Annotated in this window: 12 protein-coding genes; 7 read left to right on the top strand and 5 right to left on the bottom strand. The window is 43.6% G+C overall.

Annotated elements, in window-relative coordinates; all coding sequences use genetic code 11:
• Positions 1 to 27: 27 nt before the first annotated feature.
• Positions 28 to 477: an NfeD family protein gene (locus RJD38_RS10305; protein ID WP_065545612.1), complete on the top strand. Its 450-nt coding sequence runs from the start codon at positions 28 to 30 to the stop codon at positions 475 to 477.
• A gap of 244 nt (positions 478 to 721) precedes the next feature.
• On the top strand, positions 722 to 907 hold the full coding sequence (locus RJD38_RS10300; protein ID WP_065545613.1) for a hypothetical protein: 186 nt from the start codon (positions 722 to 724) through the stop codon (positions 905 to 907).
• Positions 908 to 977: 70 nt separating this feature from the next.
• Here the strand turns inward: RJD38_RS10300 and RJD38_RS10295 are convergent, their stop codons facing one another.
• The 4 genes from RJD38_RS10295 to zipA form a co-directional block, all read right to left on the bottom strand.
• The gene (locus RJD38_RS10295; RefSeq protein ID WP_065429941.1) at positions 978 to 1,610 is read right to left on the bottom strand and encodes a DUF2057 domain-containing protein; all 633 of its coding nucleotides are present in this window, start codon (positions 1,608 to 1,610) and stop codon (positions 978 to 980) included.
• Between the two features lie 79 nt (positions 1,611 to 1,689).
• The gene (locus RJD38_RS10290; protein ID WP_065545614.1) at positions 1,690 to 2,799 is read right to left on the bottom strand and encodes a porin; all 1,110 of its coding nucleotides are present in this window, start codon (positions 2,797 to 2,799) and stop codon (positions 1,690 to 1,692) included.
• 505 nt (positions 2,800 to 3,304) lie between these two features.
• Positions 3,305 to 5,314, bottom strand: a complete 2,010-nt coding sequence (gene ligA / locus RJD38_RS10285; protein ID WP_065545615.1) for an NAD-dependent DNA ligase LigA — start codon at positions 5,312 to 5,314, stop codon at positions 3,305 to 3,307.
• A gap of 186 nt (positions 5,315 to 5,500) precedes the next feature.
• Entirely contained in the window at positions 5,501 to 6,565 is a 1,065-nt protein-coding gene (zipA, locus tag RJD38_RS10280; RefSeq protein WP_065545616.1) for a cell division protein ZipA, read from the bottom strand.
• Between the two features lie 229 nt (positions 6,566 to 6,794).
• On the opposite strand from zipA, the gene cysZ reads away from it, so the two are divergent.
• From cysZ to crr, 5 genes are all read left to right on the top strand, one after another.
• Positions 6,795 to 7,532, top strand: a complete 738-nt coding sequence (gene cysZ / locus RJD38_RS10275; protein WP_406853124.1) for a sulfate transporter CysZ — start codon at positions 6,795 to 6,797, stop codon at positions 7,530 to 7,532.
• A 193-nt stretch (positions 7,533 to 7,725) separates the two neighbouring features.
• Positions 7,726 to 8,694: a cysteine synthase A gene (gene cysK, locus RJD38_RS10270; RefSeq protein WP_065545617.1), complete on the top strand. Its 969-nt coding sequence runs from the start codon at positions 7,726 to 7,728 to the stop codon at positions 8,692 to 8,694.
• A gap of 300 nt (positions 8,695 to 8,994) precedes the next feature.
• Positions 8,995 to 9,252, top strand: a complete 258-nt coding sequence (locus RJD38_RS10265; RefSeq protein WP_005593570.1) for an HPr family phosphocarrier protein — start codon at positions 8,995 to 8,997, stop codon at positions 9,250 to 9,252.
• Between the two features lie 136 nt (positions 9,253 to 9,388).
• Positions 9,389 to 11,113: a phosphoenolpyruvate-protein phosphotransferase PtsI gene (gene ptsI, locus RJD38_RS10260; RefSeq protein ID WP_005593571.1), complete on the top strand. Its 1,725-nt coding sequence runs from the start codon at positions 9,389 to 9,391 to the stop codon at positions 11,111 to 11,113.
• A gap of 205 nt (positions 11,114 to 11,318) precedes the next feature.
• Positions 11,319 to 11,828, top strand: a complete 510-nt coding sequence (gene crr, locus RJD38_RS10255; RefSeq protein WP_005593572.1) for a PTS glucose transporter subunit IIA — start codon at positions 11,319 to 11,321, stop codon at positions 11,826 to 11,828.
• Positions 11,829 to 11,914: 86 nt separating this feature from the next.
• On the opposite strand, the gene RJD38_RS10250 is transcribed toward crr, so the two are convergent.
• On the bottom strand, positions 11,915 to 13,066 hold the full coding sequence (locus RJD38_RS10250) for a 2-octaprenyl-3-methyl-6-methoxy-1,4-benzoquinol hydroxylase (protein ID WP_065545618.1): 1,152 nt from the start codon (positions 13,064 to 13,066) through the stop codon (positions 11,915 to 11,917).
• Positions 13,067 to 13,292 lie beyond the last annotated feature (226 nt).

The raw sequence follows: 13,292 nt of genomic DNA, 5'->3' as shown, positions 1-13,292 counted from the left end.
TATAACGTTATTAGATAGAGAAGTGCCGTGATTGAACTACTAGATACTTTTACCCACTGGCATTGGCTTGCTTTAGGTTTAGCCTTGTTGGCGGCGGAACTGCTCGGTGCAGCGGGTTACTTGTTATGGCTTGGTATATCTGCACTGTTAGTCGGCCTACTGCTTTCGTTATTGCCACTTAGTTGGCAACTGCAATGGGTTTCTTTTGGGGCCTTTGCACTGGTGACCACATGGCTGTGGTGGCGACGTCAGCTAAAACAAGATCAAGAAAGCGATGAATCGAGAACACTCAATCAAAAAGAGAAACAACTGATTGGTCAGGTGATCACGCTAGAAGATGCCATTCCAGCGGGCAAGTCGCGCATTCGCGTTGCTGATACAACTTGGTCTGCATATTGTGAACAATCATTACCAGCGGGAACGGTGGTAAAAGTAATAGAACTTGATGGTATCACGCTGATCATTCAAGCCAATTAATTCGTCATTAACCAATAAAAAGGGGCTCAAAGCCCCTTTTTATTTACAAAAGAACCAATAAAGAACCACTCTACTCATCTTTTAAAGCAAAAAACTAATTTCATAGCTAAATATCTAATCAATCATAAGTTTCAGTTATTTGTTGCAGAAAAATATCATTTTTTTTTGATCTTTATCGATCTTGTTTCATACTAAAACTATCTCAGAAATTTGAGATGACTCGCAAAAATAAAGGGGATTTATTATGAAAATTGTTATTGCTCTATTTTGTACTGCGCTATTTTCTTTAACTGCTTACGCCGGTAATGGCGAAGGGCGAGCTACCGCGATGGGACCTCGCGTGACATGTGAATTGCCAAACGGTAGCGTGGAATATATTCCAAGTGAATACTGTAAAGCTTATAAAGGTAAAATTCTTTACTGGAATTAAGCGCCAGCTATTATTTAGCACAAAGCCAGCGAATGCTGGCTTTGTCATTTAAATTTATTACTCTAGTTTACTATTGCTTATTTGCCCATTGAGCAAATTCTTTTTGCGAAGCTTCATCCAATCTTAAAAAATCGGCTTTCAGCATAATAATCGCTTGTTCCAGTGTCATATTTCCATCATTGGTAGCAATTTTTACCGACTTTCTAACTTGCTCTTCTTGATCGTAAATATAAGTCGATGCTGGGGCTTCACGCTTGTTGTAGTTTGCCAGTTCATTCTCGTAATCACGAACAAAATCAACCAAATTACCAAATAATACGTCTGTTGTTACTTCGACATTTTTACCGTTATTTTTTAGATAAAAAATCGGATTCTTTTTAAAATTATCAGCATCATGACCATCTTTTACATGAATGCTTGGCACTAAGTTCAAAGAAACATCTTGAGCGTCAAATAACATGATTATTGGCTTGGATTTAAATTTTTCTTGCTGGCCATCACGGCGAATCATAGTTGCCGAGCGAACGAGTAGTTGATTACGGCCATTTTCCAAAACCACATGGTCAACATGGCCAAAACCAGAACTGATATCATCAACGCCATTAACTGCTAACACTTCCACATCAGGTGAAAAGGTGACTTTAACGTCTGCCAATGCAGTACCGCCAAATAGAGCCAAAGAAAGAACGATCCACTTTTTCATAATAAATATTACCTGCTTATATAGAAGAAAAGGGTGGCAATCGCCACCCTTGATGTTAATCAACTAATTAATTAAATAATTAGAAGTAGTACTCAACACCGATACCGAACTTAGTAACGTCACCAGCTTGATCATCTCGGTCTGCAGTAACATCGTAAGCATTAACACCCATATCGTATGAACGAATGTCAGCGTAGATAACTGCTGATGGGTCTAGTTTGAATAGAACACGTGCAGTGATTGCAGTATCGCCAGTGTTCTTATCATTTACGTTACCACCAGTTGTGCTTAGGTCGCTCGTTGCTGCGTAGCCCAATTTGTATTGCCACTCAGCTGTATCGTATTGCGCCGTTACAGAGTAAGCACGTTGGTCTTGCTTAGACACACCAGTTAGAGCATTAGTTGCGCCAGCAACTGTGTAATCAGTTTCCATCTCTTTAATTGCTGCCGTTACATGGAAGCCGTTACCGAAGCTGTATTCAGCACCTAAGATGTAGAATGAACGCTGACCTTCTGATGTTGACTCAACAGGCGTAGTTGCAGTGTTCTTTACAGATACCGCTGCGTCACCTTCTGTTTGGTAGCCTGCGTGTAGCGTGAAGCCGTTAGTAGAGTAATGAGCGGCTACAGAATAACCCATGTTATCTACATCTTTATCACCTTTGAATGCAGATGCTGCGTAAGTGAAACCGTTGTAGTTTTTAGAATCCCAACGGAAAGTATCACCAGAACGGTCAACGTGTGCGCCCGCTGCAATATCAGTGTTCCAGTCAAATACGTTACCTAGACCTGGGTTAGTGTATGGCCAGTCAACGATATCGTATGCAGGCTGAGTTAGACGACCAAAACGGAATTTACCCGCGTCAAATTGGAAACCGATGAATGAATCACGGCCACCTAGTGTGCCTGTTGAACCGTCGTCACCAACGTTACCAGTTTCCATTTGCCAAATGATAGCAGGGCCGAAGTTTTTGAATTCTTGAGTACCACGAAGACCGATACGAGATTCGTTTTCAATGTCTAGACCGTGGTCTTTACCTTCTGCTACGTCAGCCATGTACCATACAGATACAGCTGCTTGACCGTAAAGATCAACGTTGTCAGTCAGGCTAGCTGCATTTACAGAACCCGCAGCTGCTACTGCTGCTACTGCTGCGCCTACTAGAGTGCGTTTAAAAAATTTGTCCATGGAAAAAACTCCTAAAAAATGGGATATAGCTGTTTTTTTGTTTCTTCTCCCTTAAGTTTGGCCGCCGAAGGAAGAAGATAATTCTTATAAAACCTAAATTACTGTTTAAAATAATTTTTGATTTTAAAGTTACTGCATACACCGTGTGTATCCATGTCCCCTAGACTAACTTCGCACCAAAAAACATCAATCAGAACTTAATTTCTTTATAAAAAAATATGAGCTAACACATACTTTTTCAAAAGTAGTGATCTCGATCTCACTCATTATTTGAACTTTACACCACCCGGCAAAATAACTTTAAAAACATAGAGTTACACCAAGCTATCACCGTAACAACTTGAAGTGTGTCGCACTACCCAAGGCTCTTTAGGTTGTGTTATTTTTTGTTTGATCATTGTCACGGTTCTTTATTTGAAGATTATTTCTCACAAATAAAGGATTAATTTTTTCCAAAAAAAAACGCTCTACCACTAGTGGTAGAGCGCTTTTTAGATAAATTTAGTTACATTAAGTTGATTAAATCTTGCTCAGTTTGTACCTCTATCCCCAACTCTTGTGCTTTGGCTAATTTAGAACCCGCGTTTTCACCAACAAATAAGATATCGGTTTTTTTCGATACGCTACCGGCCACTTTGGCACCTAAATTCTGCAATGCCGCTTTTGCATCGCTACGCGACAGTTGTGACAGTGATCCGGTTAGCACCACAGTTTTACCGGCTAACGGTTGCGGCACACTTTCATCACGCTCTTCAATAGCTGGCCAATCAATCCCCTGCTGCTGCAATTCAGTGATCACTTGCTGGTTCTTCTCTTGGGCGAAGAAAGCGGTCACATGACTTGCCACAATCACGCCAACATCTTGAACTTCGATCAACTGCTCATGTGTGGCAGCCATTACCGCGTCCAATGATTTAAAGTGCATGGCAAGGTTCGCAGCCGTCGCCTCGCCCACTTCACGAATACCGAGTGAGTATAAAAAGCGAGGTAATGTGGTTTGTTTCGATTTAACTAATGCATCAACGACATTCTGCGCCGATTTAGGCCCCATACGATCTAAAACCGTAATCACGCCTGCACTGAGCTTAAACAGATCAGCCGGAGTGGCAACCATCTCTTTATCGACCAGTTGTTCGATAACCTTTTCACCTAGGCCATCCACATCAAGCGCTTTGCGCGATACAAAGTGCTTAAGCGCCTCTTTACGCTGCGCCTGACAAACTAAACCGCCAGTACAGCGCGCGACTGCTTCACCTTCGACCCGCTCAACCGCTGAGTGACATACTGGGCATTGTGCAGGAAAGACAATTTCACGAGCAGAATCAGGGCGACGATCCAGCACCACTGACACCACCTGCGGGATCACATCGCCAGCACGACGGATAATCACGCTATCACCAATCTTCACCGCTAAACGAGCAATCTCATCGGCGTTATGTAACGTGGCATTACTCACGGTCACACCACCGACGAAAATAGGCTCTAGTTTCGCGACCGGCGTGATCGCGCCGGTGCGACCGACTTGAAACTCTACGTCATTTAGAATGGTGATTTCTTCTTGCGCCGGGAATTTATAAGCAATCGCCCAGCGTGGCGCTCGGGCAACAAAACCAAGACGCTCTTGCAAAGTCACATCATCAACTTTAATCACGACACCATCAATCTCATACGGCAGCGCATCACGGCGAGTCAAGATATCGTGATAATAGGCCTTTACGTCTTCTAAAGAATTAACCAGCTTGGTTTCTGGGCACATTGGCAGACCCCAGTTTTTCAATTGCAAAAAGCGTTGGTAATGACTCAATGACAATGGTTCGCCTTCCACCACACCGACACTGTAGGCATAAAAGCTCAGTGGACGGGTTGCAGTGATGCGTGAATCTAATTGACGTAAGCTGCCTGCCGCGGCGTTACGCGGGTTAACAAAAGGTTTTTCACCTTTTTTTAGAGCGTTTTGGTTTAACTTGTCAAAGCCAGCCTTAGGCATAAACACTTCGCCACGCACTTCAATACGATTAGGCCAACCTTCACCGCGTAGTTTTAATGGTATCGCGCTGATGGTACGAACGTTTTCCGTTACATTCTCTCCCGTCGTACCATCACCACGTGTGGCGGCTTGTACCAAAACACCATCAACGTAGAGCAAGCTTATTGCCAAGCCATCTAATTTAGGCTCGCAGCAAAACAAATCGAAACGCGCTGCGGGTAGGCGGTCAGCCATTCTTTTGTGAAAGCTTTCCAGTTCTGCATCATCAAAAGCGTTATCCAACGACAGCATGGGAATTTCATGCGCGACCGATTCGAATCCATCAAGCGGTTTGCCGCCAACACGCTGACTCGGCGAGTCAATCGTCACTAAATCTGGATGTTGCGCTTCAATATCGAGCAATTCTCGCATCAGACGATCATATTCTGCATCTGGGATCTCTGGGCTGTCTTCTACGTAGTAACGGACGGCATGGTAATGAAGCGTTTCGCGTAGTTGTTCGAGTTTTTGTTGGATTTCTGTCGACATAATTTACTCAATGTTCGAAAGGCAATAAAACGAATGGACGGAGTATGACCGCCCGATTTGAGATTCTCAAGTAATACCCAATAGCGATCATCATTTGGCGCGACAACTCAGAATGAAGATACCGGTAATAAAGAGATTAAAAACAAAAAGGCTCCTATCGAGGAGCCTTAACATTCAATTCAATACTTAGCCTTGCTGCGCGGCCTTAAATTTCTTAATTTGTGCTCGGTAAGCATCTAAACGATTGGGCGTCATTAGATTACGCGCATCATCCAGCACATTCGCGCCAAGGTCATCAGCAATTTGCTGTGCGGTTCTGAGCATCAACTTAAAGTTCTGATCAGCATCGCCAAAACACGGCAAGGTCATAAAGAAAGAGATACCTTTGGTGGTAAAGAGCGCGGGATCATCATGTTTTAACGTTCCCGGTTGCATCATATTCGCGACACTAAATAGCACTTTACCCGTACCCGACAAATCCGCATGGCGATGGAAAATATCCATTTCACCATACAGTAAGCCATTTTGCTGCATGCTATCAAATAGCTTAGTGCCTACAAATGCTTGCTCACCAGTACAGTGAACATTGAGAACAATGACATCCATTTCCGGCTCAGCATCAGGCTCACTAGGGCTGTCATCTTTGTCGCTTGTTTCTAACTGAACATCTTCAGGCTGTTTCGTCTCAGCCACATCTAATACTTTCTCTTCAAACGGAGCTGTTTTGACCTGTTCGCTATCGAGACGAGAAAAGGCAGAAGTTGGCTGGACACTCTCTTGCACCTCGTGCGATTTATCATGCAAAGGTTCAACCACCACTGTTTCAGCAACCGCAGACATAGAAGGCAAATCATCAGCAATAGAATAGGCAGGGGTTTGGTGTTCAGCACTGCTGACATCGATGTGGTCTAACTCAGTCTTCGCGTTGACACGCTGATCATCCGGCTCAAGGTAATCATTAACTAACGGATCAACCAAAGGATCGCTAACCAGCGGATCAATCTCGAGAGGTTCCATCGATAGATCAGGTTCCTTGCGCTCTTTACGAATAATGTCAAAGTCGTCTTCTGGAGCAAAGCCTCGTTCTGCACTGCGATCAGCGATGTCTTCGCTTCCCACTTCGAGCTTCCCTAATGGCTTGTCACCAAATTTAGACTTACCTTCTTTTTTACTCGTCCACAGACCGTGAAACAGCAACGCGGCAATGGCTAGCGCGCCCACCACGATAAGTACGAATCGCAATTCCTGCATTTTTTGCTCTCATTTGCTTAGCCAAAGCGTTATTGTTACCCAAGCTAAGTTTATTAAAACGGTTAACGACCAACTCTACCAAAACTCACTAGGGTTTTAGAACAAATTAATGTGAGAAGTTCCCTCAATGTTGTGATTTTGGACACGCTTCTTTCTTGTTATTATAGAAAGTGCTCATTTTCCACCCAAAACTGTCACTATACAAAAAATAACGATGCAAAAAGTAACTATGAATAACAACACCACACCTCGCTCCGGTTTCGGCTACTTCTTTTACGGCTTCGAGATTGCCCTAAGTGCAGAAATACGTCGCTTTGTCATCTTGCCTCTATTGGCCAATATTGTTTTGGTTGGTGGTGCTCTGTTTTATCTTTTTTCTCATCTTGATGCATGGATATCATCTTGGATGGGACAATTGCCCGAGTTCCTTTCATGGCTAAGCTATCTGCTTTGGCCGCTATTGGTTCTCACTATCTTAGCGACGTTTTCCTATTTTTTTAGCACGCTGGCTAATTTTATTGCCGCACCATTTAACGGTTTACTGGCAGAAAAAGTAGAGGAGCACCTTACTGGGCAAAAAATCAATGACGACGGTTTCCTGAGCGTGATAAAAGACACGCCAAGAGTCCTAGCGCGCGAATGGCGTAAATTGGTTTACGTATTACCAAAGGCGATTGGACTCTTTTTGCTGCTGCTTATCCCAGCATTAGGCCAAACCGTCGGGCCAATTCTTTGGTTTGTATTCACTGCTTGGATTCTGGCGATTCAATATTGTGACTATCCATTTGATAATCATAAAATCTGTTTTAACGACATGCGTTACAATTTGAAACAAAAACAAGGAAAGGCGTACGGTTTCGGCGTGCTAGTCAGCATTTTTACCACCATTCCTATTCTGAATTTGATTGTAATGCCTATTGCCGTCTGTGGCGCAACGGCGATGTGGGTGGCAGAGTTTAAAAAGTAATCGTCAGGGAGCTCACTGCTCCCTGCTATTTTCTTTGCGAGTACCTTCAAGTTAATAAGATATAACTTTTTAATCCTTCTCTAGAATTTTTTACTGTCCTAATCTCTATCACACAAAATAAACAAATAGGGTTGCGCGGTATCCTGACTTTTTCGGTATCCGAGCAAGACGCTAACTAATGAAGGACCATACCATGAGCAAGATTTATGAAGACAACTCACTAACTGTTGGTAACACTCCACTTGTACGTTTAAACAAAGTTAGCAAAGGTAATGTACTTGCTAAAATTGAAGCGCGTAACCCAAGCTTCAGCGTAAAGTGCCGTATCGGCGCCAACATGATTTGGGATGCAGAAAAGAAAGGCACACTTAAACCAGGTGTTGAACTGGTTGAGCCGACTAGTGGTAACACAGGTATCGCACTCGCTTTCGTTGCCGCCGCTCGTGGTTACAAGCTGACGCTCACCATGCCAGAATCAATGAGCCTTGAGCGTCGTAAACTGCTGAAAGCACTAGGGGCAAACCTAGAGCTGACTGAAGCGGCGAAAGGCATGAAAGGTGCGATTGCTAAAGCAGAAGAAATTGTTGCAAGCAACCCTGAAAAATACCTACTGCTACAGCAATTCAACAACCCAGCAAACCCAGAGATCCATGAAAAAACCACAGGACCTGAGATTTGGGATGCAACCGACGGTGAAGTCGATGTCATCGTAGCCGGTGTTGGTACTGGCGGTACGATTACGGGTACTAGCCGTTATATCAAGGGCGAGAAAGGCAAAGCAATCACCTCAGTGGCTGTCGAGCCAGCAGAATCGCCTGTGATTGCCCAAGTGCTTGCCGGTGACGATATTCAACCAGCACCACACAAAATCCAAGGTATCGGTGCAGGATTTATTCCAGGCAACCTTGATTTAGAGCTGCTAGACCGTGTTGAAGCCGTGACTTCAGATGAAGCGATAGAGATGGCTCAACGTCTAATGGAAGAAGAAGGCATCCTTGCTGGTATCTCTTCTGGTGCAGCGGTAGTTGCCGCCAACAGAATTGCGGAACTACCTGAATTTTCAGGAAAAACTATCGTCGTAATATTACCAAGTTCTGGTGAGCGTTACCTAAGTACCGCGCTATTTGCCGGCCTCTTTACTGAAAAAGAGAACCAACAGTAATACGTATCCAAATCAAATTTTCGTTTAAAAAAGCCCCATACAGGGGCTTTTTTGTTGATCCTCGCCACACCTTTGGTAATATCAGCCATGTTTTATTTTTGGCTTCAAAATAATATTGCCAAAACAGTATTTAAGCGGTAATGATCGGTATCCAATGTTTCAATCGTTACTGCAATATTTGTAACCTGTATCAGTTTCAACACAAAATGATGGCTCGTTTCATAGAAGCTGCTTTCATAAAGAGTTAAGCTAGTTCGGGTTAATAAACTATCTATAATATAATTAATTGGGGTATACAAAATGTACGAGAAGCAAGTTGAAATCACTGCAGAAAATGGTCTTCACACTCGTCCTGCTGCACAATTCGTAAAAGAAGCTAAAGCTTTTGATGCGGACATCACTGTGACTTCAAACGGTAAAAGCGCTAGCGCAAAAAGCCTTTTCAAACTACAAACTCTTGGCCTAGTAAAAGGCACTGTAGTTAAAATTTCTGCTGAAGGCCCACAAGCACAACAAGCTGTTGACCATCTAGTTGCCCTAATGGATCAACTACACTAATCCGGTCTCCTATTTTTGAAGCCATTTTGTGAAAACAAAATGGCTTTGTTGGAAATAGGGCAAAAGATAAGCTAAACATAATCGTTAGCGCATCCATATTTCTCCCGTTTAAAGTTGACCAATTTAAGGTAAGGCTATGATTTCAGGCATCCTAGCATCTCCTGGTATTGCTATTGGTAAAGCACTACTACTTCAAGAAGATGAAATTGTACTAAATACAAACTCGATCACAGACGATCAAGTAGAAGCAGAAGTTGCGCGTTTCTTTGACGCTCGCGACAAATCCTCAGCTCAGCTTGAAACCATCAAGCAAAAAGCACTTGAAACCTTTGGTGAAGAAAAAGAAGCGATCTTTGAAGGTCACATCATGCTTCTTGAAGACGAAGAGCTAGAAGAAGAAATCCTAGCACTAATCAAAAAAGACAAAATGTCTGCTGATAACGCGATCTACACCGTTATCGAAGAACAAGCATGTGCACTAGAGTCTCTAGACGACGAATACCTAAAAGAGCGCGCGACTGATATTCGCGATATCGGCTCTCGTTTCGTTAAAAATGCTCTAGGCATCAACATCGTATCGCTAAGCGATATCGATCAAGAAGTTATCCTAGTTGCTTACGACCTAACGCCATCAGAAACAGCACAAATCAACCTAGACTACGTATTAGGTTTCGCATGTGACATCGGCGGTCGTACTTCTCACACTTCAATCATGGCTCGTTCTCTTGAGCTTCCAGCGATCGTTGGTACTAACGACATCACGAAGAAAGTTAAGAATGGTGACATGCTAATTCTTGACGCGATGAACAACAAAATCGTTGTAAATCCTTCTGACGCTCAAATTGAAGAAGCAAAAGCCGTTAAAGCCGCTTTCATTGCTGAAAAAGAAGAACTAGCAAAACTTAAAGATCTACACGCTGAAACGACTGACGGTCACCGCGTTGAAGTTTGCGGTAACATCGGTACAGTTAAAGACTGTGACGGTATCATCCGTAACGGTGGTGAAGGTGTTGGTCTGTACCGTACTGAATTCCTATTTATGGATCGTACTGCACTTCCTACTGAAGAAGAACAGTACCAAGCTTACAAAGAAGTTGCAGAAGCAATGGAAGGTCAAGCGGTTATCATCCGTACTATGGACATCGGCGGCGACAAAGATCTTCCATACATGGATCTACCAAAAGAGATGAACCCGTTCCTAGGCTGGCGTGCAGTACGTATCAGCTTGGATCGTCGTGAAATCCTTCGTGACCAACTACGTGGTATCCTACGTGCATCAGCACACGGCACACTGCGTATCATGTTCCCAATGATCATCTCTGTTGAAGAAATTCGTGAGCTTAAAAAAGCGATCGAAGAGTACAAAGCAGAGCTTCGTGCAGAAGGCCTAGCGTTTGACGAAAACATCGAAATCGGTGTAATGGTTGAAACACCAGCAGCTGCAGCAATCGCACACCACCTAGCGAAGGAAGTGGCTTTCTTCTCTATCGGTACTAACGATTTAACTCAGTACACACTCGCGGTTGACCGTGGTAACGAGATGATTTCTCATCTTTACAACCCACTATCACCAGCAGTACTAACGGTTATCAAGCAAGTTATCGACGCGTCTCACGCGGAAGGTAAATGGACTGGTATGTGTGGTGAACTTGCAGGTGATGAGCGCGCAACACTACTTCTACTAGGTATGGGTCTAGATGAGTTCTCAATGAGCGGCATCTCTATCCCAGCAGTTAAGAAAGTGATCCGTAACTCTAACTTCGCAGAAGTTAAAGCAATGGCAGAAGAAGCGCTTTCTCTACCAACAGCAGCAGAAATTGAAGCTGTTGTAGAAAAATTCATTGCAGAAAAAAGCAAGTAATCTGCATAGCCAATCTAAAACTGAGGGTGAAAGTGGTCATGCCGTTAGCTGAAAAACACAGCTTACGGTGATGAATTCATCAAGTGATTACTTTCATTACCCCTTGCTAGGTTACCGAATAGACGGCTAAAAATGTTCGTCTATTCGATTAGATTGGTATACTATATTTCGAAAGAATAAAACTAAACGTTAGGAGCATGACACAATGGGTCTGTTTGATAAACTTAAGAAGCTAGTATCTGATGACAGCGCTGACGCTGGTGCAATCGAAATCATCGCACCTCTATCAGGCGAAATCGTAAACATCGAAGATGTGCCAGATGTAGTATTCGCAGAGAAAATCGTTGGTGACGGTATTGCTATCAAGCCTACTGGCGACAAGATGGTAGCTCCTGTAAACGGCACTATCGGTAAGATCTTCGAAACTAACCACGCATTCTCTATCGAATCAGACGACGGCGTTGAGCTATTCGTTCACTTCGGTATCGACACTGTTGAGCTTAAAGGCGAAGGCTTCAAGCGTATCGCTGAAGAAGGCCAAACAGTTAAAGCTGGCGACACAGTAATTGAATTCGACCTAGCTCTTCTAGAAGAGAAAGCGAAATCAACGCTAACTCCAGTTGTTATCTCTAACATGGACGAAATCAAAGAGCTGAACAAGCTTTCTGGTTCTGTAACTGTTGGTGAAACACCAGTACTACGTGTAACTAAGTAATTTCTACTTAGCTAAACGAAAAAACGCTGCCCTTGAGCAGCGTTTTTTGTATCTGGCATTTAAAACTATATATTGGATAGCCGCGCCTATTTTAAACCCAGCGCATACTTCAGCACTTGCTGCTTAATCGGCCCTGTCTTATCGGCCAACTTTAAGGCAGCATTACGCAATAACTTTAGTGGCGCAATGTCATTACTAAAAGTTTTGTAGAAAAAATCCATTCCCGACTGCATTAATAAATTATCGCCACGGCGATTGCGCTCGTAAGTCTTGAGTAAGTCAGCCGAAATAGACTGCCCTTCCAGCACTTTCAATAATGCCGCGACATCTTTAAAACCAAGGTTAACCCCTTGCCCTGCTAACGGGTTGATTGTATGGGCAGAATCCCCAACTAAAATACAGCGATTGTTTACGTATTGCTGCGCATGACGACGAGTTAATGGAAATGAACCATACTGCAGCACTTTAATGTGGCCAAGCTCCGCCGGGAAATACGCCATCACCTCTTCAGCAAGATGTTCATTACTCATCGCACCAAGCTGCTTGATACGCTTTGGTGAGTCATACCAAACCAACGACGCTTGCTGGCCGCACAGAGGTAAAAACGATCGTGGGCCCGATGGATTAAATTGCTGCCAAGTAATATCTTGCTGCTCATCTTCCGTTGCGACATTGATCAGCATACAGTGTTGACGATAATCCCATGCCGTCACACCAATACTGGCAAAGTCACGCACTTTTGAATTCGCACCGTCTGCGCCTACAACCCATTCAGCACATAACGTGCTACCTGAAGTTAAGGTGATTTGTACGTCATCCCCAAACTCCAAAGAGGCTAAAGAGTCCGGGCAAATAACCGTGAGGTTCGGATACTGGTCAAATTGATGCCATAAACCGAGTTGAATCACCCGATTTTCAACAATATAGCCCAGTTGTTCTAAACCTAACTCATCACTGTTAAAGCGAGTTCGACACTCGGGGTGTTCCCACGTTTCGAGACGACGATATGGGCAAACGCGCATTTGTTCTATCGTTTGCCATGCGCCCAAGTGTTGCAGAATATCAACCGAGTGATGGGAAATTGCCGACACACGAATGTCCATCGCCTGCTCATCAGTATAAACATCAGGCTGATGCCCTTCGATCAGAACCACTTGTCTGCCTTGCTTAGCAAAACCCAATGCGACAGCCGCACCAACCATGCCGCCACCAATCACTGCAATATCGAACTTGTTCATTTTCTGTGCGTCATCATCTTGATTTGTGAGTGAATTTTTATTGTACGGATTGATTACGAAAATGTAACTAAAAACCTCAACTCGACCAAGGGTAAAGCCCTTGTAAAATCAAGCATTGACTCATTTGGCGACAACACTAGTCAGGTGCTTTTTAAAGCAGTACAATACGCCGCTTACCGCCGTGACGGCGGCTATAATTTGAATGAACAGTGGTCAATAAAGACTG

Source organism: Vibrio scophthalmi, assembly GCF_040869025.1.
Lineage (GTDB): Bacteria > Pseudomonadota > Gammaproteobacteria > Enterobacterales > Vibrionaceae > Vibrio > Vibrio scophthalmi.
The sequence above is the reverse complement of the archived record's forward strand: the minus strand, read 5'-3'. Positions and strand labels throughout refer to the sequence as shown.